Source organism: Gemmobacter caeruleus (assembly GCF_008271655.1).
GTDB classification, from domain to species: Bacteria; Pseudomonadota; Alphaproteobacteria; order Rhodobacterales; family Rhodobacteraceae; genus Gemmobacter; species Gemmobacter caeruleus.
Genome location: NZ_VKKX01000033.1, coordinates 119,527 through 140,131, shown reverse-complemented (window position 1 = coordinate 140,131; position 20,605 = coordinate 119,527). Strand labels below are relative to the sequence as shown.

Here is a 20,605-nt window from a genome sequence, read left to right as displayed (position 1 = left end):
CCGCCCTCACAGCCCGATCATCGCGGCAATCCGGTTGCGCTGGATGTCAGAGGTGCCGGAATAGATCAGCCCGCCCACGGCATTGCGCAGCCCGGCCTCGATCCCGGTTTCCGACATGTAGCCGGCGCCGCCATGCAGCATGATCGCATCCAGGGAATTGGCGACATGGGCCTCGGAAATCGCGAGCTTGGCCGAGGCGATCTCCAGCGAGGCGCGCCCGCCCCCCTCCATCGCGGCAACGGCGCGGCTCAGCCAGTTCGCGGCACCTTCCAGCCGCATATGCATGTCGGCGATGCGATGCGAGACCGCCTGATAATTGCCGATGGCTTGTCCGAATTGCTGGCGCCCCTTTGCCCAGTCGATCGACCGGCGCAGCTGGCGCCGCATCTCGCCGACCTGAAGCGCGAAGACACAGAGGATTTCCCATTTCATCACATAGTCGAGGATGGAAAATCCCTGCCCCTCGCGCCCGATCAGCGCGCCGTCCGGCACGGCCACGGCGTCAAAATGCAGATCCGCCATGGGGGCGGTGCGCAGGCCCATCTTGCTGCGCGGCTGGCCGACCGTCACGCCGGGCAGGTGACGATCCACCGCCAGCGCGCTGAAACCGCCAAGCGCGCCTTTGTCGGGATGGGTGCGCGCATAGACCACGATCACATCGGCCAGCGGCGCGCTGGAGATATAGCATTTCTCGCCGCTCAGGGTATATCCGCCGGGGCCGGGCACCGCCCGGCTGCGCATGGCAAAGGCGTCAGAGCCGCTGTCGGGTTCGGTAATGGCATGGGCACCCACACAGTCGCCCGCCGCCAGCGCAGGCAGCAGCGCGGCCTTCAGCGCGTCGGATCCGAAGCGCGCCACCGGAATGCAGGTGCTGCACAGATGGGTCGCCAGGGTAAAGCCCAAGCCGCTATCCTCGCAGATGCTGCCGAGATATTCGAGCACCTGCGCCAGCTCCGCTGCTGTCAGCGCAAGACCGCCATAGGCCTCGGGGATGGTCAGCGCGGTCAGCCCGGCCTCGCACACCGCCTGCCAGCGGTTCTGCGACAGGACGCCGGCGCGGTCATCCTCTTGCCAGTTGCTGTTGAACACACCTTGCCAACGGTCAAGCCCCTGGCAAAGTTCGGCCACAAGATCGGCCCGGAAAGACGCGGGCGGCGCGCCCGTTGCGGGCAGGGTCAGGCTGCGGGTCATCTCGCGTCTCCGGCACAGGCTTCAAAGATCAGGCTGCTGTTGATGCCGCCAAAGCCCAGCGAATTGCTCATCGCGAAGGTTCCGGCGAAGGGCGCCGGGCCATCTGGCCCCGGCATGGGAAAGCGGGTCGGTTCGGGCGCGGCGGTGGTGGCCATGGCCGGCGCACAACCCAGCCGCAGGGCAAGAATGGTGATCACCGCCTCGATGGCGCCGGCACTGCCCAGAAGATGCCCGGTGGCGCCCTTGGTCGAACTGATCAGCGGGCGCGCCGATTCATCGGCAAAGACGGCGGCAAGCGCCTCGACCTCGGTCTTGTCATTGACCGGCGTTCCGGTGCCGTGACAGTTCACATAGGCGATCTGGTCCGGCGCCAGCCCTGCGCGATGCAGCGCCTGCCGCATCGCCCGCGCCAGGCCGTCGGGGCTGGGATGGGTGATGTGATGGGCATCCAGCGCCAGCCCCACCTCGCGCAGCCGTGCCAGCGGCCGGGCGCCGCGCGCCAGGGCATGTGCCTCGTCCTCGATGACGAGCATCGCGGCGCCGTCGCCGATCACCATGCCGCGCCGTGTCTGGTCGAACGGCCGGCAGGAATCGCGATCCATCGCCCGCAAGGCATTGAACCCGGCGAAATCGGCGGCGCGCATCCGGTCGCTGCCGCCCACCAGCATCAGCGGCGTATCGCCCCGGCGCACCCGCGACAGCGCATAGGAAAACGCCGCCGGGGAACTGGCACAGGCACTGGAAAAGCTGGCGAAGGGCCCCTGCAATCCGAATTGCCGGGCCAGAACCTCGGCCGTGGCGCCGGGCGGTGCGGTCAGGCGGTAATCCGCACCATCATCGCCCGCGCAAATCGCATCGGCAAAGCGGTCCATCATGCCGCCGCTGGTCGTGGCCATGACACAGCCACAGGCCGCGCGCAGCGCCGCATCGTCAAGCCCCGCCATGGCCAGCGCCTCGGCCGCCGCAAGCAGACCATGCGCCGCGCAATCACGGTCGCTCTCCGGCAGAAGACCGGCAAGACCCAGACGCGCCAGCGCAGTGGCACAGCGATCGGGGTTGACCGCATAGGCATTGCCGGCGCGGAATGCGCTCGTGTCGAAATGTTCGGGGCGATCCGGCAATCCGCCACCCGGCATCAGCCAGTCGGCAAAGGCATCAAGCCCCATCGCATCGCGCACCACGACACCGATTCCGGTGATGACAACCGAACCTGTCATGCGGCCACCTCCGAACAGGCGTTTGGCGGGCAGCGCAGGCCGGCGGCGATGCCCCCGGTGCGGGGATCAAGGGCACCCACCAGCCAGTCGCCGGGTCCGGGCCGGTCCAGCGCGCGGATCAGCGCCAGCAACCCGCCGACGGCCAGGCAATCGACCAGCATCGGCGCGCCACCTGCCGTTTCGGGCGGGCTCGCACTTTCAGGCGCGGCCAGCAGAATGCCCATGCTGGCGGGCAGATGACCAAAGGCCCGCTGCGCGACGGCGCGCAGATCGCCGGTTTCGGCGCCTGGTCGCATCATGGCCGTGCCGGCGATTTCCGCCAGCACCGTTGCCCGCCGCGCCCTTGCGGTGCTGCCGCGTTCCAGCAAGACCAGCGCCATGGCTTCATGCACCGGCGGCGCGCCGGGGGCGGCCAGCAATTCGACATGCGCCGCAGCCGGGCCTTCGAGATCCTCGAAGGCGGCAACGATCACCCGGTCGCAGCGCCCCTCCAGCAGCCAGTCGCGGCCACAGGTCAGCGCCTCCATCCCGGCGGCGTGCGAACTGACAAGCGCAATCCCCGGCCCCTGAATGCCATAGTCGATCGCGCAGGCCGAAACGGGAAAGTTGTGTGTCGCCTGCGCAAAACCGACCGCGTCGATCCCGCGCGGGCCCAGTTCGCGCAGCCGGCGATGCATGTCCGCGACCAGCGAACAGCCATAGCGCGACCCCGACACCAGCCCCGTGGTCGGCCCGGCCAGATCGGCCGGCAAAAGTCCGGCCCGGCTGGCCAGTTCCCCGATCAGCCGCGACAGGCGGCTGGACAGTTGCGTGTGACGGCGATCCGCCGGTTCCTCGGGCAGACGCAGAATGGAAAAGGCGCCCGAAGCCGTCTTGCCCCCCGCAGGGACAGAAGGGGCAGGCTGTTCAGCCAGCGCAAGCGCGGTCGCAGTGATGACGATGCTGTCAGACATGGCAATACGGCCTCGGGCAGTTGGGGAGGATCAGTAGGCCGAACCTTCGGCGCCGAGCTTGTGGGCCTCCGGCCCTTTCAGCGGCGGGTTGAAGACGCAGACCAGACGCATCGTCTTGTCGGCCTTCAGGATGTGCTTTTCATGCTTGTCCAGCGCATACATCGTGCCGGGCACGATCTTGTGGGTCTGGCCGGTGGTCTGGTCGATCACCTCGCCCTCGCCTTCGATGCAGTAGCAGGCTTCCAGATGATTGCGATATTCCAGGAGCGAGGCGGTGCCTTCGTCGATGATGGTATCGGTCAGCGAATACCCCATGTTGTCCGCGGCCAGCAGCAGGCGGCGGCTCTGCCCGTTGCCCCAGGCAACGTCACGTTCGGTATTCTGGATGGTGTCGAGCGAATTGATGATCATGTCGTCGTCCTTATGAAAAAAACCGGCTCACACGGGCGTGCATTTCGCGGATCAACCGTCATGTGACCTGAGAGCGACTATACGCAGGACAGCGCTGCTAACGTTTTGTTAATTTATGGAATATGATTGCCAATGCCGGAACCGATTGCCAAGTTTCGCGCCGAATATTTAGAAATATCGGATAATATGGCGACTTATCACCGAGGCGGATTTGTCAGAATGAAAAGCGGCGGCCGAGGGGCCGCCGTGCAATATCCACCATGAGGCGATTATTTTACATGGCTGTCACAGACATGGCGTCGCGCCGCAGTGAACCCGACTGGAACTTGGTCGGCGTCGCGAACAGGCTGGCATGCTTCTGGCGCAGCCCCGACAGAATCATGTCATGCGGCAGATCGTCGAATTCGCCATGATCGCGCAGCACCTCCATATGCTGCCGCCCCTCGTCATCGAAGGGGTGATGCACGCAGTCGCTCTGCCCGTCGAAATCCAGCGGGCGCATGCGGAACAGCTGGCACAGGCGCTTGTTGAAGACCGGGGTCGCCTTGATCCAGCGCCCGTCCAGGTTCAGGCTGACCAGACAGTGATAGTGAAAGGTCTTGTCGCCCATCAGCCGGGCAAGCTGATCGGAACACAGATGGTTGCGCACATCGGTGAACCACAGCCGCGCCGGAATGCCGATGCTGCGCAAGGCCGAGGCGTAGACGATGGACTTGTGGATGCACAGCCCCGCCCCCTTGCGCAGGATCGCGCTGGATCGCATGTCCTCGGGCGCGAAATCGGCGTTGTAGATTTCATAAAGAAGGCCATCGCGCACCGCATAGAACAGGGCCACGGCCTGTTCACGCTGGCTGTCGCCCGATCCGGCAAGACTGCGCGCCACGAAACGCGACATCTCGGGCGTGTCGAAATCGAAAAATTCGGTTCGGGCCAGGGTGTCCTGGGTCATTTTGCCATTCCTTCGACGGTTTCACAGATGGCGTTCGGCACCGAGACGGAAATCGTGGTGCCGACGCCCAGTTCGCTTTCAATGTCGATATGTCCGCCCAGCCCTTCGACGATGGTGCGGCACAGATAAAGCCCAAGGCCATAGCCGCCCGAGGCCCGTCCGCGCGATTCGTCCACGCGCCAGAACGGTTCGGTCAGATAGGGGATCTGGTCGGCGCTGATGCCGATGCCCTGATCCTGCACCGAAAGCAGCATGGCCTTCGGGCGCTGCGGGTCGCGCTGGAAACGCACGATGATCTGTTTGCCATTGCCATAGCGCACCGCGTTCGAGACGAAGTTCTTGAGCAGGATCCCCACCACGAAAGGGTCAAAGAACGCCACGTCAAAGCCCGTCTGGTTGATCACCTGCAACGGATAGCCATCATCAATCTGCTGGGCGATCTGTTCGCGGGCATAGGGCGCGATCTCGACCAGTTCGGTCGCATCCTCATTGGAATGCCGCCGCTCTGCCGCCAGGATCGACGCCAGGATTTCCTCGACCACCGAGATGTCCTTGCCGATCTGCGCGCGCAGCGCTTCGTCATCGACCAGTTCCTTGCGCACCTTCAGCCGCGACAGGGGCGTCAGCAATTCATGCGGCAAGGCCAGCAACATGTGGCGGCGCGCCTCGTGAATGCGCTGCAACTCGGCCACCATGTTGTTGAAGGACTGGGCGAAACTGCGGAACTCTCCGAACGTGTCCTCCAGCGGGATCTGATAGTTCAGATCGCCATCCTCGATGCGCGATATCCCGGCGCTGAGCGCGATGAACGGCCGCGTCAGGCGCCGCATCAGATAGTAGATCAACCCGAAGACGCAGATGGTGGAGACGATGACCACCGCCACCAGAAACAGCGCAAAGGTCGAGATCGGTTCGCCAAATTCGGGCAGGACGATGAAGGTGCTGCCGTCGAAATTGCCGGCGGCATAGCGATTGCCGAAGCGTTCGATCGCGATGCCGTCGCGATCGCTGCGGGCGGCGGCGAACAGCGCGGCGAAATCCGATCGTGCCGCCTCCTCGGGGGTCATGCGGATCAGGCCGATGCCGCCCACGGTCACCGGGCCGGCCCCCGGGCGCTGTGCCTGTTCGACGATCTCGTGAAACAGCGCCCGCGCCAGATAACGGCGGGGATGTTCATCGGCGATCCGTTGCAGCGACAGGATCAGCACAAAGCTCAGCAGCAGGGTCGATGCGATCGTGGTGATCAGCAGCAGCGTGAAGACCGACTGCGAACCGATCCAGCGCAAGACGCGATCCACAAAGGCCCTCATGTCCAGATCCCTTCGGGAATACGATAGCCCTGTCCCCGCACGGTCAGGATCACCTCGGCATTGCCGCCCTCGGCGCGAAAGCGCTGGCGGATGCGATAGACCAGCGTATCCACCAGCGCCGGGTCGCTTTGCGGCCCATGTCCGATGCGCGGCAGCAGGTCGGCGCGGCTCAGCACCCGCCCCCGCACCGATTGCAGCGCCTGAAGAAGCTGCATTTCCAGTTCCGTCACCGCGACGCGCACCCCGTTGAAGGTCGCCTCCAGCCGACCGGCATCCAGCACCAGACCATCGCGGCGCGGCGTGACGCCCGGCGCGGGCGCGGCACGGGGTGGCAGGCGGGTGATGGCGCGCAGGCGCGCCACCAGTTCCCGCAGCTCAAAGGGTTTGGCCAGATAGTCGTCCACACCCGCCTCCAGCCCGACTACGCGGTCGGTCAGCTCGGCCCGGGCCGAAATCACCACGATCGGCGCATGGCCATAGGTTTCGGGCGCGGCGCGGATCTGGCGAAAGACCTCCATCCCGTCCATTTCCGGCAACATCATGTCCAGCAGGACGGCATCGGGGTGGTCCTCGCGCAGCATGGCCAGCCCCTTTTGCGGCGTTCCCGCCAGACGCAGCGCGATGCCATAGCGTTCAAGCATCGGCGCGATGGTCTCGCCCAGCTCCAGGTCGTCGTCGATCATCAATACTCTCAATGCCCGCGCCTCTGTTCCTCATGATGTTCTAGCGGCATCTCGATACACTTAAAACGTGTATCTGTAGACAACCTGCGCGGTCGTGCGGCTGGGGTTCGCGCCATAGGCCGACGTGTCATCGCCAAAGCTGCGCGAGGCCCGCAGGCTGATTTCCGCATTGTCATTCAACGGGAAAGCGGCCGAAATCTGCACCAGACCGCTATGGTCCGCCGGCACATAGAAACCGATCAGCGACAGGTCGGCGTCGTTCCACAGATCGTTCCAGGCGACGCGGGTAAAGATCTGTTCACGCGCCAGCGGTTCCTGCCGGGTGGCGGCAAAGCCGCGCAGCGCCCCGGCCTGGCCCAGATCGGCGCCAGCCGCCCCGGCAAGCGCCTGCAACTGGCGCGCGGACAGGCCCGCCCCGTTATAGTGATATTCCAGCGAAACCGAGATGTCGCGCGCGCCCACAATGGTTTCGGGCAAGGCCCAGGTGCCGCCCAGGGCCGCCTGATGCCGCCAGCCGCGCCCCTCATCCGCGCCCAGATCGTCGCGCAATCCGGCCGATCCGCCGGGCATCCCCGCCGCCGCCAGCGACAGGCGCTTCTGGCTGAACATCTCGGCATAGAGCACCAAATGTTGACCGATCGCGCCGCTGATCTCCAGCCCCGCGCCGGGATTGCCATCCTCCACCAGCAGGCTGGCGGTCAGGTTGATGTTGTCGCCCGTCGCGGGGGCATATTTCAGAAAGACCGCCTCGCTCGGGTTGGTGCGGTCCAGGTTCAGGCCATAGACATCGTGCCCGGCCAGCGCATCGTAACCCGAGGCGGTGATCCTGGGCCGATAGCCAAAGCTGAGCAGATCGGCCCACAGACTTGACTGACCGGCAATCATCAGGGTGCCCAGCCGCTCCAGCCGCCGGTCGCCGGGATCGGCGCTGTCACTGGTGACCAGACTGTCGGCCTTGAACCAGTCGGTCGGGTTGAAGCCTTGCGCGACACCGTTGCGCAGATTGACCCGGCCCAGATCGAATGACAGGCCGGGCCGGGCCTGCCAGTTCAAGGCAAGCTCCTGCACATCGAACCGCACGTCCTCGTCAAAGACAAAGCTTTCGCCGGCGGTGCGGGTTGCCCGCCCCCGCAGGTTGAAGCGCAGCGCCAGGTCGCGGCCAAGCGCCGCCGAGCCCATCCATTGCGCCGACAGGCGGAACGACTGCTGCGCATCGCCCCGGCGCGGCTCTGCCCGGGTGAAACGCCCCTCCAGCACCAGCGTATCCGACCGGGCCGGCGGCGCCTCGGCCTCCGGATCGGTCGCCGTGTCCGCCACATCCATCGGCCCCAAACCGACATCGGGCGGCAGGTCGAAATCCCCGGCCAGCGCCGCAGGGGCCATCAGGCCGGTCAGCAAACCAAGGGTTGCGGGGATACGCCAGTGCATCGGAGCCTCCTTACAGCTTGAAGCCCGCCAGCGCGTCCTTGCGGAACAGCGATTCCGGCAGGTTGCGCGACTGAAAGCCCTTCATGCTCATCACGGTGATCTTGTTGGGGTCAAAGCCGTCGGCGATGACCACCTCGGTCGGGCGGGTCGCGCCCATCTGGTTGGCATATTTGCGATACCAGGACACTTTCAGCAGATTGCCGCTGCCACCGTAATACTTGCCCTTCACCGGCCGCCCCGAAGCCTTGTCCACCCAGAATTCGATGGAACTGTAGGGCGTGGACTTGTCGCGCGATTTCAGCGCCAGCTTGAAGCAATCGCGGCTATTCTTGTCGCCATCGACCACCGCCTCTTCGCCGGCCAGGGTGGGCGCGTAGTCCCCCATCAGGTTGGAACTGACCACATCGCCGTTCGAGGCATTGCCCAGCAGGCGCTGCCGGGCCGAGATGCGGACCGAAGCCTGCGAGGCCGGGTCGAACATCCACAGGCTGTTGCCATTGCGCAGCAGGATCTTGCCGCGGTCGGCACTGGGCGCATTGATATGCACAAGCGTCTGGAACTGGCCCCCGGCGCGGCGCGACAGGGTGGTCACCTGGGTTTGCCCGGTCAGCGCGCCGCCCTCGAAATTCTTCAGGTCCACATTGACCATGAACGAGGATTGCGGGTTCCGGATCGCATCGGCCTGGGCCAGAATTCCGGCGGCGTCCACCGCGAAGGCGGCCCGGGGCATGGCCCCGATCCCGGCCAGGGCGGCACAGCCGAAAAGCATCTGATTGAAGCTGCGGCGGTCGAGTGTCATTGCAGTCTCCTGTTTCAATAGGTGTTTCGGTTTGCGTTCTGCTGGTGCGGCCGGTCAGCCGCGTTGCAGGCTTTCGACGATATTGAGCCGCGAGGCGCGGAAGGTCGGCCAGATCGCCGCCGCGACCGCGATCACGATCAGGAACAGCGCGACCGACAGGGCGAAGACCGGGTTTTCCAGCACCATCAGCTGCACGGTCAGCGGGGTTGCGTTGCTGGGCGGCGTCCATTGCACGCCGGCCGCGTTGATCATCCGGGACAGGCCGATCCCCATGGCCAGCGCCAGCGCGGCGCCGAACAGGCCGGTCAGCGCGCTTTCCGCCAGGAACAGCCGGCCGACAAAGCCGCGACGGAAGCCCATGGCGCGGATCGTGCCGATTTCCTTCACCCGCTCCACCACGGTCATCGACACGGTGTTGAAGATGGTGAACACGATGACCAGCGCCAGCACCGCCGAAACCACGGCGAAGATGAAGGCGAACATGCCGAAGATGCGGGTAAAGGTCGGGTCCACCTCGGTAAAGTGATAGGCCGACAGATCCATCCCGGCGTCGGTCAGCAGGCCCTGGATGCGGGTCTTTACCGCCTCGGCCCGGTCGGGGCTGGTCAACTGGATCATGATCGCCGTCGCCTCGGGGCTGCCATCAAAGACCAGCGCGCGGGCCTGATCGAAGGGCAGCATGACAAAGGCGTTGTCCAATGCCCGCACCGCCTGCGCCCGCGCCGCGGCAATCTCCACCCGGATGATGTTCGGCACGCCTTCGGTGGTCGCCGCCATCAGGTTCAGTTGCGGCAGACCCGTGCCCTGTTCGGTCAGGCCCGCCAGTTCGGCGTCGCCCGCGACAAGGTCGGTATATTCCGCCGCCGCAGGATCGGCCTCGCGCCCGGCGCCCGCGTCGGGGGCGTCCTTGCAATCCGGCACGGCCAGCGCCTCGCAGACGCCCAGCATGCGCGCCATGCCCAGCCCGACCACCACCTTGTCGGCAGCAGGATCGGCCGGCAGGCCGGTGGGCGTGCCGGGCTGGCCGATCCCCCAACCGTCCCATTGGCGCATCCGGTCCAGATCGGCGGCCACCACACCTTGCCCGATGAAGGTCTTGGAATTGCCGGTCGCCGCATTGCCGGCGATTCCAGCCAGGTCGATGCGGGGGGTAATCACGGTGATGTCGCGCGCCAGCGCCTCATCGGCCTTGATCAGGGCGATGGCGGCCGACCAGTCGGGAATGGTGTAGTCTTCGGGATTGGCGGCCCCGAATTCGAGATAGCCGTTGCGATAGATTTGCAGGTTGCCCTGGTCCTGGATCATCGAGGTCTGCACCCCGTACCAGATCGAGGTGACAAACCCCCCGAGCAACAGCGCGGCCAGCCCGCCAACCCCGATGGCCAGCGCCGTCGTGACCGACCGGCGGCCATTCTTGACCAGATTGCGAAAGGCGATTTTCCAGATCATTTGGGATGCTCCGTCAGGCCAGCCGCCCGTCGATGATCTCGATCACCGGGCTTTGCGGGGGGATAAGCTGGGTTTCATGGGTGCAGATGACGACCGTGGTGTCGAATTCGGCCTGCATCCGGGCAAGCAGCGCCACGATCTCGCGCGAGGTGCGGCTGTCGAGATTGGCGGTCGGTTCATCCGCCACGATGAGGCGCGGCTCGGTCGCCAGCGCCCGCGCCACCGCGACGCGCTGCCGCTGCCCGCCCGAGATCTCGCCCGGGCGGCGATCCATCATCCCGCCCAGACCGACGGCCTCAAGATAGGCGGCCGCGCGATCCCGTCGGGCCCGCGCCGACATCCGGTGGCGCAGCAGCGGAAATTCCACATTCTCCCGCAGGCTCAGGACCGGGATCAGGTTGAACGACTGGAAGATGAAGCCGATGTTGCGCGATCGGAAATCCGCCGCCGCCGCATCGCTTAGCCGGGTGACATCCTCGCCAAACAGCGAAAGCGCGCCGCTGGTCGGCCGGTCCACCAGCCCCAGGATGTTGAGAAAGGTGGATTTGCCGCTGCCCGACGGGCCGGTGATGAAGGTCGTGGCGCCCTGGACGATGGCACCGCTGATGCCGCCAAGCGCACGCACCTTCACCTTGTCGAGCGTGTATTCCTTGGTAATCGCCTCGAACTGCGCAGCAAGCGGATGCGGCGCATCGAGCGGAATGTTCCGGTCTTCGAAATTCGCGGGTTCGGTATGCTGGTTCACGGAAGATCCTCCGCTGATGACTGATGCCAACAGCGTGGTCTTCGCGGGTCGCACAATCAAACAGCAAAGAATGCTGTTTCAAGACAATGGGATGGGCAGTGTGACAGGATATGGCGCAGCGTCATGAAATGCACCGGGGCAAAGACGACGGTGCCGCGATGACAGCCATGCGACAACTCCATTGCAAAGAATCCACGCGCGCCACCCGATCTTGGCGAGCGCTGCCGCTGACCGCGGCTGCAATTTTTGGTGCAAGCTGGATTAGCAAGGGCGCGGACAGGTTAACCCGCCCTGGTTCTCAAGCTGAGATGCTGGTTCGCGTCACCTATGACGCAACGCCGAGGCGCAATCGGTATTATGATGCGCAGCTCATCTTCATGAGCCGCGCTTTTGGCGCTATCCAGTTGCCAGCAGCACCGCAGCCATCCGATCCCGGCGATGCCCTGTAAGAAATCTGCCCAATAGTTGCGCATGAAGGTCATAAAGCGGGCATTGCCCCGGTCAGGACGCCGTCAACGCCCCCTGACGCACCGATGCGAATTGAGCCTGTCCCGCGCTGATGCACTCTCGGCGGTGAAAGGGAGGGCGGGATGCTGGACGCTCAGGCGCAAACCGGCTTGCAAAGAAGCTGCGGCGGGGCGGAGGTCGTGCTGGGCGGCCGCGACGGGCGGCCCCGTTTGACGCGCTTGCATCAATCCGGCGCCGCCAAGGTCTTTTTGCCGCGTCATGCCGATGCCGAGGCGATCTTTCTCAATACGGCGGGTGGCCTGACCGATGGCGATCAGCTCCGTTTCGGCCTGCATCTGACCGCGCCGCTGCGCTTTACCGCGACCACCCAGACCGCCGAACGCGCCTATGCCAGCCGGGGCCTGCCCGCCCGGCTCGATATCGAGATGCGCGCTTGTGCCGGTGCCGCACTGGACTGGCTGCCGCAGGAGACCATCCTGTTCGAGGATGCAAGGCTGCGCCGCGACACCGATATCCACCTTGATGGCGACGCCGCGCTTTTGCTGTGCGAGACGGTGATGATCGGCCGTCATGCCATGGGCGAGGCGCCGCGCCGCGCGCGGTTGCAGGATCGTCGCAGGGTCTGGCGTGACGGGCGCCTTGCCTGGATGGAATCGCTTGAAATCGGCGATCTCGCGCTGGCGCAGGCCCGCCATCCGGCGCTGCTGGGGGCGGCGCGCTGCTTTGCCACCATCGCCTTTCTGGCGCCCGGCGCCCCCGATCGCGCCCCCGGCTTGCGGCCCGCGCTGTGGGCTGATGGCTGCGATACCGCGCTTTCGGCCTGGGATGGCCGGCTGATCCTGCGCCTTGCGGCACGCGAGATCTGGCCGCTGCGCCTGCATCTTGCGCGGCTGCTCACCCTCCTGCGCGGCCGGGCGATGCCCCGGGTCTGGCAGATGAACGGAGACCTGACATGAACCTCACCCCCCGCGAACGCGAAAAACTGCTGGTGAGCCTTGCCGCCATGGTCGCGCGCAACCGGCTGGCGCGCGGCGTCCGGCTCAATCACCCCGAGGCGATTGCCCTGATCACCGATTTCGTGGTCGAGGGCGCGCGCGACGGGCGCAGCGTCGCCGACCTGATGGAGGCAGGCGCGCATGTCGTCGCCGCAGAGCAATGCATGGTCGGCGTGCCAGAGATGATCCACGCCGTGCAGGTCGAGGCCACCTTCCCGGACGGTACCAAGCTGGTCACCGTCCACCACCCCATCCGCTGAGAGGTCATCATGAAACGCATCCTTCTGCCCCTGATCCTGATGCCGGGCGCGGCGTTTGCGCATAGCGGCCACGCCACCTCGGCCACAGTGCTGAGCGGTATCGCCCATCCGCTGGGCGGGGCCGATCACCTGCTGGCAATGGTCGCGGTCGGGCTCTGGGCCGCGCGCTTTGGTGGCCGCGCCGCCTGGGCCCTGCCGGGGGCATTCGTCGCTGCGATGGTCGCAGGTGCGGTGGCGGGTCTGACGGGCCTGCCCTTGCCGGGGGTGGAGCCGATGCTGCTGGCCTCGATCCTGCTGATCGGCCTCGCCACCGCGCTGGCGCTGCGGCCTTCGGTCCGGGTGGCGGTGCCGGTCGTGGCGCTGTTCGGGCTGTTCCACGGTCATGCCCATGGGGCCGAGGCACCGGCGGCGGGGCAGCTTGCCTATCTTGCGGGCTTTGTGCTGACGACGGCGGGGCTGCACCTTCTGGGGCTGGGGCTTGGCCGGCGCCTGATCGCGGTCGGGCGGGGCTGGCTGCTGCAAGGCCTGGGCGGGGCGACCGCGCTGGCCGGGCTTGGCCTGGCGTTTGCGGGGTAACGCCATGATTCCCGGAGAGATTTTTCCCGCCGATGGCATGATCACCCTCAATGACGGCGCCGAGGCGATCACCCTGATGGTGGCCAATAGCGGCGACCGCCCCATTCAGGTGGGTAGCCATTACCATTTTGCCGAAACCAATGCCGGCCTGCAATTCGACCGCAACGCAGCGCGCGGCATGCGGCTGGACATCGCCTCGGGCACCGCCGTCCGGTTCGAGCCGGGCCAGAGCCGCGAGGTGCGGCTGGTGCCGTTGGCCGGATTGCGCCGCGTCTTCGGCTTCAACCAGCAGGTCATGGGAGAACTCTGATGCCGGTCCGCATTTCACGCCCCGCCTATGCCGCCATGTATGGCCCGACCACGGGCGATCGCCTGCGCCTGGGCGATACCGAGCTGATCATCGAGGTCGAACGCGATCTGACCACCTATGGTGAGGAGGTGAAGTTCGGCGGCGGCAAGGTCATCCGCGACGGCATGGGCCAGAGCCAGATCCCGCGTTCGGGGGGCGCGATGGATACGGTGATCACCAATGCGCTGATCGTCGATCACAGCGGCATCTACAAGGCCGATATCGGGCTGCGCGACGGCATGATCGCCGCCATCGGCAAGGCCGGCAACCCCGATACCCAGCCGGGCGTCACGATCATCATCGGCCCTTCGACTGACATCATTGCAGGCGAGGGGCGGATCGTGACCGCGGGCGGGATGGATGCGCATATCCATTTCATCTGCCCGCAACAGGCCGAGGATGCCCTGCATTCCGGCGTCACCACCATGCTGGGCGGCGGCACCGGCCCGTCGCATGGCACTTTGGCCACCACATGCACGCCCGGGCCCTGGCATATCCAGCGCATGTTGCAGGCGCTGGATGCGATCCCGATGAATTTCGCGGTGGCGGGCAAGGGCAATGCGTCGCTGCCGGAGGGGCTGGTGGAGCAGGTCGCGGCGGGGGCCTGTGCGCTCAAGCTGCATGAGGATTGGGGCACCACCCCGGCCGCCATCGACTGCTGCCTGTCGGTGGCCGATGACATGGATGTGCAGGTGATGATCCACACCGACACGCTGAATGAAAGCGGCTTTGTGGAAAACACGCTGGCCGCGATCAAGGGCCGCACGATCCATGCCTTTCACACCGAGGGCGCGGGCGGCGGCCATGCGCCCGACATCATGAAGGTGGTCAGCAGCCAGAACGTCATCCCGTCTTCCACCAATCCGACGATGCCCTATACCGTCAACACGGTGGAGGAACATCTCGACATGCTGATGGTCTGCCACCACCTTGACCGTTCGATCCCCGAGGATGTGGCCTTTGCCGAAAGCCGTATCCGCAAGGAAACCATCGCGGCCGAAGACATCCTGCATGACATGGGGGCGTTCTCGATCATCTCCTCCGACAGTCAGGCCATGGGGCGGGTGGGCGAGGTGATCACCCGCACCTGGCAGACCGCGCACAAGATGAAGGTGCAGCGGGGCCGGCTGGCCGATGAAACCGGCGCCAACGACAATCGGCGCGTGCGCCGCTACATCGCGAAATACACCATCAATCCGGCCATCGCGCATGGCCTTGCGCGCCATATCGGCAGTGTGGAGATCGGCAAGCGCGCTGATCTGGTGATCTGGTCGCCGGCGTTTTTCGGGGCCAAGCCCGACATGGTGCTGATGGGCGGCCTGATCGTCCTGGCGCAGATGGGCGATCCGAACGGGTCGATCCCGGTGCAGCCGATGTATTCGCGCCCGATGTTCGGCGCCCTGGGCCGCGCGCGGGCCGAGGCCTGCGCCACCTTCCTGTCCGCGGCGGCAATGGCGGGGGGCGTGGGCGCGGCGCTGGGGCTGCAAAAGCGGCTTTACGGGGTGGAGAATACCCGCGCCATCGGCAAATCCGACATGCGGCTGAACGCCGCCACGCCGATGATCGAGGTGCATCCCGAAACCTATGAGGTGCGCGCCGATGGCGAATTGCTGACCTGCCAGCCGGCGGTCGAGCTGCCCTTGGCCCAGCGGTATTTCCTGTTCTAATGCAGGGCCGGGGTCACCATGCGGCGGATCGGCCAGCCGGGCCGCAGGGGGGCGGGGCCCGTCCCCTCCACCTCCAGCGCGAGGGCGGCTTCGCGCGATTGCAGGCGGCGGATCTGGGCGCGCAGTTCGGTCAGTTCTTCCTGGGGGGTGCGGTCCGGCATGGCGATTCCCTTCATCAAACTCTCCATCTCAGCCTCCGCGCGGAAGGTTAAGGAATCATGCAACAGCCCCATTCCCATTCCATTCAACGCGCCGGCACCTGGCTGCGCGCCGACAGCCGCGTGGTGCTGGGCTATGACGCGCGGTTTCTGCGCCGCAAGCGCCTGGTGGCCGAAGACGGCACCGCCTTTCTGGTCGATCTGCCCGAAACTGTCAGCCTGGAACAGGGCGACGCCTTTGCGCTGTCGGACGGGCGGCTGATCGTTGTCATCGCGGCGGTAGAGCCTGTGGTTCAGGTGCGGGGCGACCTGCCGCGCCTGGCCTGGCATATCGGCAATCGTCACACGCCCTGCCAGATCGAGGAGGATCATCTGGTGATCCGCCGCGATCATGTGCTGGAACGCATGCTGACCGGGCTGGGTGCCAGCCTGACCATCGCCGAGGCCGCCTTCCGCCCCGAAGGGGGCGCCTATGGCCACGGCCGCACGATGGGGCATGACCATGGCAGCCACGATCATGGCTTTGCCCATCACCATGGCGACGGGGTTCTGCACAGCCATGGATGACCGGCTGCGCCTTGTGCAATGGCTTTCACCCGCCTTTCCGATCGGCGGCTTTGCCTATAGTCAGGGCCTGGAGGAGCCGATGGCCACCGGCCTTGTCCCCGATGCGGCGGGGGTGGAGCAATGGGTGCGCGACGTGCTGCGGCTGGGCACGCCCCGGCTGGATGCGGTGGTGGTGGCGCGGGCGCGGGCGGGCGACGATTCGCAAGGCTTGGCCGATCTGTTACACGCCATGGCCAGCAGCGCCGAGCGCGCGGTCGAACTTATGGAGCAGGGCCGCGCCTTTGCCACGCTGATTGCCGGGATACACGGGACGGCACCGGCAATCTGGCCCTATCCGGTGGCGGTGGGGCTGGCGACGCGGGCGCTGCGGGTCTCGACCCCTGAGGTGTTGTCGCTGCTGCTGCATGGCGCGGCGGCGCAGTTGGTTTCGGCCGCCACGCGCTTTCTGCCGCTGGGCCAGACCGAGGCGCAGGCGATCCTGACCCGGCTGGCGCCGCTGATCGCCGAACTGGCGCATGAGGCGGCGGCGCTGCCGCTGGACGAGGTGACCACCTTTACCCCCGGCGCCGATATGGCGGCGATGCGGCACGAAACACAGGAAGTCAGGATATTTCGCACATGACCAGCCCGAACGGACCCCTGCGTGTCGGCATTGGCGGCCCTGTGGGCGCCGGCAAGACCACGCTGACCGAAAAGCTTTGCGCCGCGCTGGCGCCGCGCTGTTCGATGGCCGTCATCACCAATGACATCTATACGCGCGAGGATGCCGATTACCTGACCCGCGCGCAGGTTCTGGCCTCGGACCGGATCCGGGGGGTGGAAACCGGCGGTTGCCCACATACCGCGATCCGCGAGGATGCAAGCATCAACCTCGCCGCCTTGGCGGATCTGCGGGCGGCCTTTCCCGACCTTGACCTGATCCTGATCGAAAGCGGGGGCGACAATCTGGCGGCGACCTTTTCGCCCGAACTGGCCGATCTGACGATCTATGTGATCGACACTGCGGCGGGTCAGGATATTCCGCGCAAGAAGGGGCCGGGGCTGGCGCGGTCGGACCTCCTGGTGGTGAACAAGACCGATCTCGCGCCGCATGTCGGGGTCGATCTGGCGCAACTGGAATCGGATACGCGGTTGGCGCGCGGCACCCGCCCCTTTGTGCTGGCGCAGATGCGGCACAACCGCGGGGTTGATCAGATCGTGCGCTTTCTGGAGGAGGAAGGCGGCCTGATCCTGGCCTGATCGGGCAAACATATTCGACTTTCGTCATATTGACCCAAGGTCAACCTTGCGAAGCCCCCTGCGCCTGTCATGCTCCCTGCCATGTGCAGCGAGCGGGAATGGTCATGTTTTTCACACCGAAACAGGCGATGCAGTTGTCCACCACCGCAGGCATGATGATGGCCGAGGCGCAGATGGTCATCGCGATGCGGCTTTGGGGCCTTGCGGGGCTTTGGAACACCACGCCGGAGGAATCCTATCGCATGGTTGCCGAAAAGGCCGATGCGGTGCTGCAATCCACCCTGCGCGCGGGCGAAGCGGCGCTGAGCGGCAAGGGTGCGGCCTCTGTCGCCATGGCGGCGCTGAAGCCGGTGCGCCGCCGCACCCGTGCCAATCTGAAACGTCTGCAAGAACGCGGTCCCAACCTGCCGCGTTGATGCGGCAGTGCCGGCCCTTGCGGCGCCGGCGGTCCGGCCCTAGCCTGACCCTTGCACAGGAGAGGGGCCATGACCGATCACGTTTCCACCCATCAGGCCGAGGAAGACGCCCGTAACGCGGCGCTTCTGTTCCATCTGAACGGCCGCATCGTGCCCCGCGCCGAGGCGGTGGTGTCGATCTATGATTCCGGCTTCATGCTGGGCGACGGCGTGTGGGAAGGGGTGCGGCTTTATAACGGGCGCTGGACCTTTCTGGACGAGCATATGGAACGCCTGTTCGAGGCCGCCAAGGCGATTGATCTGGAAATCGGCCTGACCCCCGATCAGGTGAAACAGGCAATCTTTGATCTGCAAGCCGCGAACGGGATGCAGACCGATGCCCATGCGCGGCTGATGGTGACGCGCGGGGTGAAGACCCGCCCGTTTCAGCACCCGGCGCTGAGCCAGCAGGGCCCGACCGTGGCCATCATCATGGAACATTCGCGCCCGCGCATCCCGCGCCCGATCACGCTGGCCACGGTGCCGCATCTGCGCGGCCTGCCGATGACGCAAGACCCCAAGCTCAACAGCCATTCCAAGCTGAACTGCATCCTGGCCTGCATCGCCGCGCAAAAGGCCGGTGCGGACGAGGCTTTGATGCTGGATGTGCATGGTTTCGTGAACACCACCAATGCCTGCAACTTCTTCATCGTGAAAAAGGGCGAAGTCTGGACCTCGACCGGCGACTACTGCATGAACGGGATCACGCGGCGCAAGGTGATCGAGCTGTGCCGGGCCAATGGCATTCCGGTCTTTGAACGCAATTTCAGCCTGGTCGATACCTATTCCGCCGATGAGGCCTTTCTGACCGGCACCTTTGGCGCGCAGACGCCGGTGGGCGTGATCGACGGCCGCCAGATCGGCACCGGCCAGATGGGGCCGATGACGGAACGGCTGCGAGGGCTTTACAAGCAACTGGTGGGCGCATGAAAATCGCGATGTGGTCGGGGCCACGCAACCTTTCGACAGCCATGATGTATGCCTTTGCCGCGCGCGGCGATTGCGCGGTCAGCGACGAGCCGTTTTATGCGGCCTATCTGGCGGCGACCGGCATCGACCATCCGATGCGCGACGCGGTCATGGCGGCGCAGCCGGTCGATCCGGCGCAGGTCGTGGCGGACTGCATCGGCCCCAACCCCGAAGGCAAGCCGCTCTGGTATCAAAAGCACATGACGCTGCACATGATCCCCGGTTTCGACCGGGGCTTTCTGCGCGAATTGACCAATGTCTTTCTCATCCGCCACCCGGCGCGGGTGATCGCCAGCTATTCGCGCAAGCGCGAAAGCCCGACGCTGGCCGATATCGGCTTTGTCCAGCAGGCTGAACTGTTCGATCAGGTCGCGCAGCGGATCGGCGCCGCGCCCCCGGTGGTGGACAGCGCCGATATCCGCGAGATGCCGCATCAGACGCTGGCCCGGCTCTGTGCCGCGCTTGGCATTCCCTTTACCGAGGCAATGCTGCGCTGGCCGGCGGGGGCCAAGCCCTTTGACGGGGTCTGGGCGCCGCATTGGTATAACGCGGTCCATGCCTCGACCGGTTTTGATGAACCCGAAGGGCCGTTGCCGGAACTGGATGCAGGGGGCCGGGCGCTGTGCGATCAGGCCCTGCCGCATTACGAAAGACTGGCGCGATTCAAGCTGTAACCGCATGAAAAAGGCCCCGCGAAGGCGGGGCCTTTTGCCGTCTGGCGGGGCCGGATCAGCCCTTTTTCAGGCAGCGCTTGCCCAGAACCTCGGCGATCTGCACCGCGTTCAGCGCCGCGCCCTTGCGCAGGTTGTCGCTGACGCACCACAGGTTCAGCCCGTTCTCGATGGTGGAATCGTTGCGGATGCGGCTGACATAGGTCGCGTAATCGCCCACGCATTCGACCGGGGTGATATACCCGCCGGCCTCGCGCTTATCCACCACCATGACGCCGGGCGCCTCGCGCAGGATGTCTTGCGCCTCTTGCCAGTCCAGCGGCTCTTCGGTCTCGATATTGATCGATTCCGAATGGCCGACGAAAACCGGCACGCGCACGCAGGTCGCGGTGACCTTGATCGACTTGTCGAGGATTTTCTTCGTCTCCGCGACCATCTTCCATTCTTCCTTGGTCGAACCATCGTCCAGGAAAACGTCGATATGCGGGATCACGTTGAAGGCGATCTGTTTCGGATAGACCTTGGGCGCCACTTCCTGACCGGGCACGAACAGGCCCTTGGTCTGGTTCCACAGCTCGTCCATGGCTTCCTTGCCGGTGCCCGACACGGATTGATAGGTCGAAACCACGACGCGCTTGATCTTGGCGCGGTCATGCAGCGGCTTCAGCGCCACCACCATCTGCGCGGTGGAGCAGTTGGGATTGGCGATGATGTTGCGGGCCTTGTAGCCATCGACGGCCTCGGCATTCACCTCGGGCACGACCAGCGGCACATCGGCGTCATAGCGATAGAGCGACGAATTGTCGATCACCACGCAGCCCTGGCTCGCGGCCTTGGGCGCATAGATCTTGGTCGCATCCGACCCGATGGCGAAAAACGCGATGTCCCAGCCGGTGAAATCGAATTCAGCCAGATCCTTGGTCTTGAGAGTCTTGTCCCCGAAGCTGACCTCAGTGCCCAGCGAGTTGCGCGAAGCAAGCGCGACAATCTCGTCCACCGGAAACTCGCGCTCGGCGAGGATGTTCAGCATTTCTTTGCCCACGTTGCCCGTGGCGCCGACGACGGCGACTTTGTAGCCCATCGGGGGGTCCTCCAA

At 65.6% G+C, this 20,605-nt stretch carries 25 protein-coding genes; 12 read left to right on the top strand and 13 right to left on the bottom strand.

Going from position 1 to position 20,605, the window contains the following annotated elements; all coding sequences use genetic code 11:
• Window positions 1-6 precede the first annotated feature (6 nt).
• The 11 genes from FOA17_RS11375 to FOA17_RS11325 form a co-directional block, all read right to left on the bottom strand.
• On the bottom strand, window positions 7-1,191 hold the full coding sequence (locus tag FOA17_RS11375; protein ID WP_149141612.1) for an acyl-CoA dehydrogenase family protein: 1,185 nt from the start codon (window positions 1,189-1,191) through the stop codon (window positions 7-9).
• The gene (locus FOA17_RS11370) at window positions 1,188-2,408 is read right to left on the bottom strand and encodes a beta-ketoacyl synthase N-terminal-like domain-containing protein (protein WP_149141611.1); all 1,221 of its coding nucleotides are present in this window, start codon (window positions 2,406-2,408) and stop codon (window positions 1,188-1,190) included. The genes FOA17_RS11375 and FOA17_RS11370 overlap by 4 nt, the downstream gene beginning before the upstream one ends.
• Entirely contained in the window at window positions 2,405-3,361 is a 957-nt protein-coding gene (locus FOA17_RS11365) for a beta-ketoacyl synthase N-terminal-like domain-containing protein (protein WP_149141610.1), read from the bottom strand. Before FOA17_RS11365 ends, FOA17_RS11370 begins: the two co-directional genes overlap by 4 nt.
• Window positions 3,362-3,391: 30 nt before the next feature.
• The gene (locus FOA17_RS11360; protein ID WP_149141609.1) at window positions 3,392-3,772 is read right to left on the bottom strand and encodes an ectoine synthase; all 381 of its coding nucleotides are present in this window, start codon (window positions 3,770-3,772) and stop codon (window positions 3,392-3,394) included.
• 274 nt (window positions 3,773-4,046) lie between these two features.
• On the bottom strand, window positions 4,047-4,721 hold the full coding sequence (locus FOA17_RS11355) for a transglutaminase-like domain-containing protein (RefSeq protein WP_149141608.1): 675 nt from the start codon (window positions 4,719-4,721) through the stop codon (window positions 4,047-4,049).
• On the bottom strand, window positions 4,718-6,031 hold the full coding sequence (locus tag FOA17_RS11350; protein ID WP_149141607.1) for a sensor histidine kinase: 1,314 nt from the start codon (window positions 6,029-6,031) through the stop codon (window positions 4,718-4,720). Before FOA17_RS11350 ends, FOA17_RS11355 begins: the two co-directional genes overlap by 4 nt.
• Window positions 6,028-6,714, bottom strand: a complete 687-nt coding sequence (locus tag FOA17_RS11345) for a response regulator transcription factor (RefSeq protein WP_149141606.1) — start codon at window positions 6,712-6,714, stop codon at window positions 6,028-6,030. The genes FOA17_RS11350 and FOA17_RS11345 overlap by 4 nt, the downstream gene beginning before the upstream one ends.
• A gap of 60 nt (window positions 6,715-6,774) precedes the next feature.
• Entirely contained in the window at window positions 6,775-8,142 is a 1,368-nt protein-coding gene (locus FOA17_RS11340) for a hypothetical protein (RefSeq protein ID WP_149141605.1), read from the bottom strand.
• Between the two features lie 10 nt (window positions 8,143-8,152).
• Window positions 8,153-8,941 carry an outer membrane lipoprotein-sorting protein gene (locus FOA17_RS11335; RefSeq protein ID WP_149141604.1) on the bottom strand — a complete coding sequence of 263 codons (789 nt, stop codon included), beginning with the start codon at window positions 8,939-8,941 and terminating at the stop codon, window positions 8,153-8,155.
• Window positions 8,942-8,995: 54 nt separating this feature from the next.
• Window positions 8,996-10,390 carry an ABC transporter permease gene (locus tag FOA17_RS11330; protein ID WP_149141603.1) on the bottom strand — a complete coding sequence of 465 codons (1,395 nt, stop codon included), beginning with the start codon at window positions 10,388-10,390 and terminating at the stop codon, window positions 8,996-8,998.
• A gap of 13 nt (window positions 10,391-10,403) precedes the next feature.
• Complete coding sequence (locus tag FOA17_RS11325; RefSeq protein ID WP_203232314.1) at window positions 10,404-11,135, bottom strand: ABC transporter ATP-binding protein; 732 nt, start codon at window positions 11,133-11,135, stop codon at window positions 10,404-10,406.
• A 110-nt stretch (window positions 11,136-11,245) separates the two neighbouring features.
• Between FOA17_RS11325 and FOA17_RS11320 the strand changes: the two genes are divergently transcribed.
• The 6 genes from FOA17_RS11320 to ureC all read left to right on the top strand — a co-directional run bounded on the left by FOA17_RS11320 (window position 11,246) and on the right by ureC (window position 15,450).
• A complete protein-coding gene (locus FOA17_RS11320) occupies window positions 11,246-11,584 on the top strand; it encodes a hypothetical protein (protein WP_149141602.1) in 339 nt (112 codons plus the stop codon).
• A gap of 141 nt (window positions 11,585-11,725) precedes the next feature.
• Window positions 11,726-12,559 carry an urease accessory protein UreD gene (locus tag FOA17_RS11315; RefSeq protein WP_149141601.1) on the top strand — a complete coding sequence of 278 codons (834 nt, stop codon included), beginning with the start codon at window positions 11,726-11,728 and terminating at the stop codon, window positions 12,557-12,559.
• Window positions 12,556-12,858: an urease subunit gamma gene (locus FOA17_RS11310; protein ID WP_149141600.1), complete on the top strand. Its 303-nt coding sequence runs from the start codon at window positions 12,556-12,558 to the stop codon at window positions 12,856-12,858. The genes FOA17_RS11315 and FOA17_RS11310 overlap by 4 nt, the downstream gene beginning before the upstream one ends.
• Before the next feature lie 9 nt (window positions 12,859-12,867).
• On the top strand, window positions 12,868-13,434 hold the full coding sequence (locus FOA17_RS11305; protein WP_149141599.1) for a HupE/UreJ family protein: 567 nt from the start codon (window positions 12,868-12,870) through the stop codon (window positions 13,432-13,434).
• 4 nt (window positions 13,435-13,438) lie between these two features.
• The gene (locus FOA17_RS11300) at window positions 13,439-13,744 is read left to right on the top strand and encodes an urease subunit beta (protein ID WP_149141598.1); all 306 of its coding nucleotides are present in this window, start codon (window positions 13,439-13,441) and stop codon (window positions 13,742-13,744) included.
• Entirely contained in the window at window positions 13,744-15,450 is a 1,707-nt protein-coding gene (gene ureC, locus FOA17_RS11295; protein ID WP_149141597.1) for an urease subunit alpha, read from the top strand. Before FOA17_RS11300 ends, ureC begins: the two co-directional genes overlap by 1 nt.
• Here the strand turns inward: ureC and FOA17_RS11290 are convergent.
• Window positions 15,447-15,626, bottom strand: a complete 180-nt coding sequence (locus FOA17_RS11290) for a hypothetical protein (RefSeq protein ID WP_203232313.1) — start codon at window positions 15,624-15,626, stop codon at window positions 15,447-15,449. The two genes, ureC and FOA17_RS11290, sit on opposite strands and share 4 nt — an antisense overlap.
• Before the next feature lie 39 nt (window positions 15,627-15,665).
• On the opposite strand from FOA17_RS11290, the gene FOA17_RS11285 reads away from it, so the two are divergent.
• The 6 genes from FOA17_RS11285 (at window position 15,666) to FOA17_RS11260 (ending at window position 19,512) form a co-directional block, all read left to right on the top strand.
• Window positions 15,666-16,175: an urease accessory protein UreE gene (locus FOA17_RS11285; protein WP_420841711.1), complete on the top strand. Its 510-nt coding sequence runs from the start codon at window positions 15,666-15,668 to the stop codon at window positions 16,173-16,175.
• Window positions 16,168-16,797, top strand: coding sequence for an urease accessory UreF family protein (locus tag FOA17_RS11280; protein ID WP_149141594.1), 630 nt, complete (start codon window positions 16,168-16,170; stop codon window positions 16,795-16,797). Before FOA17_RS11285 ends, FOA17_RS11280 begins: the two co-directional genes overlap by 8 nt.
• Window positions 16,794-17,414, top strand: coding sequence for an urease accessory protein UreG (ureG, locus tag FOA17_RS11275; RefSeq protein WP_149141593.1), 621 nt, complete (start codon window positions 16,794-16,796; stop codon window positions 17,412-17,414). The genes FOA17_RS11280 and ureG overlap by 4 nt, the downstream gene beginning before the upstream one ends.
• 104 nt (window positions 17,415-17,518) lie before the next feature.
• Window positions 17,519-17,830, top strand: a complete 312-nt coding sequence (locus FOA17_RS11270; RefSeq protein ID WP_238991795.1) for an antifreeze protein — start codon at window positions 17,519-17,521, stop codon at window positions 17,828-17,830.
• 69 nt (window positions 17,831-17,899) lie between these two features.
• Window positions 17,900-18,799: a D-amino acid aminotransferase gene (locus FOA17_RS11265; protein WP_149141591.1), complete on the top strand. Its 900-nt coding sequence runs from the start codon at window positions 17,900-17,902 to the stop codon at window positions 18,797-18,799.
• On the top strand, window positions 18,796-19,512 hold the full coding sequence (locus tag FOA17_RS11260) for a sulfotransferase-like domain-containing protein (protein WP_149141590.1): 717 nt from the start codon (window positions 18,796-18,798) through the stop codon (window positions 19,510-19,512). The genes FOA17_RS11265 and FOA17_RS11260 overlap by 4 nt, the downstream gene beginning before the upstream one ends.
• Before the next feature lie 55 nt (window positions 19,513-19,567).
• Here the strand turns inward: FOA17_RS11260 and FOA17_RS11255 are convergent, their stop codons facing one another.
• On the bottom strand, window positions 19,568-20,590 hold the full coding sequence (locus FOA17_RS11255) for an aspartate-semialdehyde dehydrogenase (protein ID WP_149141589.1): 1,023 nt from the start codon (window positions 20,588-20,590) through the stop codon (window positions 19,568-19,570).
• Between the last annotated feature and the right edge of the window lie 15 nt (window positions 20,591-20,605).

What these genes read in the sequence shown, in the direction of transcription:
- FOA17_RS11330 (WP_149141603.1), bottom strand. Translation starts at nt 10,390, where the DNA reads ATGATCTGGAAAATCGCCTTTCGCAATCTGGTCAAGAATGGCCGCCGG.
- ureG (WP_149141593.1), top strand. Translation starts at nt 16,794, where the DNA reads ATGACCAGCCCGAACGGACCCCTGCGTGTCGGCATTGGCGGCCCTGTG.
- FOA17_RS11315 (WP_149141601.1), top strand. Translation starts at nt 11,726, where the DNA reads ATGCTGGACGCTCAGGCGCAAACCGGCTTGCAAAGAAGCTGCGGCGGG.
- FOA17_RS11360 (WP_149141609.1), bottom strand. Translation starts at nt 3,772, where the DNA reads ATGATCATCAATTCGCTCGACACCATCCAGAATACCGAACGTGACGTT.
- FOA17_RS11300 (WP_149141598.1), top strand. Translation starts at nt 13,439, where the DNA reads ATGATTCCCGGAGAGATTTTTCCCGCCGATGGCATGATCACCCTCAAT.
- FOA17_RS11310 (WP_149141600.1), top strand. Translation starts at nt 12,556, where the DNA reads ATGAACCTCACCCCCCGCGAACGCGAAAAACTGCTGGTGAGCCTTGCC.
- FOA17_RS11290 (WP_203232313.1), bottom strand. Translation starts at nt 15,626, where the DNA reads ATGAAGGGAATCGCCATGCCGGACCGCACCCCCCAGGAAGAACTGACC.
- FOA17_RS11260 (WP_149141590.1), top strand. Translation starts at nt 18,796, where the DNA reads ATGAAAATCGCGATGTGGTCGGGGCCACGCAACCTTTCGACAGCCATG.
- FOA17_RS11280 (WP_149141594.1), top strand. Translation starts at nt 16,168, where the DNA reads ATGGATGACCGGCTGCGCCTTGTGCAATGGCTTTCACCCGCCTTTCCG.
- FOA17_RS11375 (WP_149141612.1), bottom strand. Translation starts at nt 1,191, where the DNA reads ATGACCCGCAGCCTGACCCTGCCCGCAACGGGCGCGCCGCCCGCGTCT.
- FOA17_RS11370 (WP_149141611.1), bottom strand. Translation starts at nt 2,408, where the DNA reads ATGACAGGTTCGGTTGTCATCACCGGAATCGGTGTCGTGGTGCGCGAT.
- FOA17_RS11255 (WP_149141589.1), bottom strand. Translation starts at nt 20,590, where the DNA reads ATGGGCTACAAAGTCGCCGTCGTCGGCGCCACGGGCAACGTGGGCAAA.
- FOA17_RS11270 (WP_238991795.1), top strand. Translation starts at nt 17,519, where the DNA reads ATGTTTTTCACACCGAAACAGGCGATGCAGTTGTCCACCACCGCAGGC.
- FOA17_RS11340 (WP_149141605.1), bottom strand. Translation starts at nt 8,142, where the DNA reads ATGCACTGGCGTATCCCCGCAACCCTTGGTTTGCTGACCGGCCTGATG.
- FOA17_RS11265 (WP_149141591.1), top strand. Translation starts at nt 17,900, where the DNA reads ATGACCGATCACGTTTCCACCCATCAGGCCGAGGAAGACGCCCGTAAC.
- FOA17_RS11305 (WP_149141599.1), top strand. Translation starts at nt 12,868, where the DNA reads ATGAAACGCATCCTTCTGCCCCTGATCCTGATGCCGGGCGCGGCGTTT.
- FOA17_RS11345 (WP_149141606.1), bottom strand. Translation starts at nt 6,714, where the DNA reads ATGATCGACGACGACCTGGAGCTGGGCGAGACCATCGCGCCGATGCTT.
- FOA17_RS11350 (WP_149141607.1), bottom strand. Translation starts at nt 6,031, where the DNA reads ATGAGGGCCTTTGTGGATCGCGTCTTGCGCTGGATCGGTTCGCAGTCG.
- FOA17_RS11320 (WP_149141602.1), top strand. Translation starts at nt 11,246, where the DNA reads ATGGCGCAGCGTCATGAAATGCACCGGGGCAAAGACGACGGTGCCGCG.
- FOA17_RS11365 (WP_149141610.1), bottom strand. Translation starts at nt 3,361, where the DNA reads ATGTCTGACAGCATCGTCATCACTGCGACCGCGCTTGCGCTGGCTGAA.
- ureC (WP_149141597.1), top strand. Translation starts at nt 13,744, where the DNA reads ATGCCGGTCCGCATTTCACGCCCCGCCTATGCCGCCATGTATGGCCCG.
- FOA17_RS11335 (WP_149141604.1), bottom strand. Translation starts at nt 8,941, where the DNA reads ATGACACTCGACCGCCGCAGCTTCAATCAGATGCTTTTCGGCTGTGCC.
- FOA17_RS11355 (WP_149141608.1), bottom strand. Translation starts at nt 4,721, where the DNA reads ATGACCCAGGACACCCTGGCCCGAACCGAATTTTTCGATTTCGACACG.